The sequence below is a fragment of the Vibrio sp. 2132-1 genome (assembly GCF_033344315.1).
This window is the reverse complement of the sequence record NZ_JAWPON010000538.1, coordinates 1-610: the sequence shown is the minus strand read 5'-3', so window position 1 is coordinate 610 and position 610 is coordinate 1. Positions and strand designations below refer to the sequence as shown.

Genomic DNA, 610 nt, shown 5'->3' with positions numbered 1-610 from the left:
ACTTAGGTGAACCTACGCGTCTGTTTTAGTCGTGTTTCACGTGAAACAATGCCAATAAAAAAACGCAGCCAAGGCTGCGTTTTTTGTTTCGTCGATTGGGTTTACTCGAGAGAGTATGGTGACGGTTTGAGAGCATGGCCACTTTTCTCGGCTTGGAACAGCGCAAGGTAGTGAGCAAAGAACGTATGCATTTGCTGTTGGTTATCTTGTTCACCAAGTTGACCTAATAAGTGGGCAGCAACCTCAAAGGTGCACAAGTTGCCTTGTTGCTGATTACGTCGCAGTTGATATTGAGAATCGGCGAGTACGGAAAGTCCCATGGTAGGGATACCTTCTAACCAGCGACTCTTATTGATCATCTTGCGTGCTTCTTGCCAAGTGGCATCCAAAATAATGTACAGCGGCATTTTGGCTTGTTGCTGGCTTTGCATTTCCACATGTTCGAGTGTGATGCTTTCTTCGCTTGGGAATAGAATCACCGGGTACAGTGAAGGATCAGCCAAGCGAGTGAGCAACTCTGCTGGTGGTTGTTTGCGATCCCAGATTGCTTGCTCGACGTTGAGTTGGCAATGCTGTAATAGCTGGCCCGTATTGGTGTCACGAGTTAGCT

Annotated in this window: 1 protein-coding gene; it reads right to left on the bottom strand. The window is 47.2% G+C overall.

Annotation, left to right across the window (positions count from 1 at the left end; translation table 11 throughout):
• Positions 1-101: 101 nt before the first annotated feature.
• A partial coding sequence (locus R8N47_RS26510) for a tRNA-uridine aminocarboxypropyltransferase (protein ID WP_318186273.1) occupies positions 102-610 on the bottom strand: 509 nt, incomplete at its 5' end.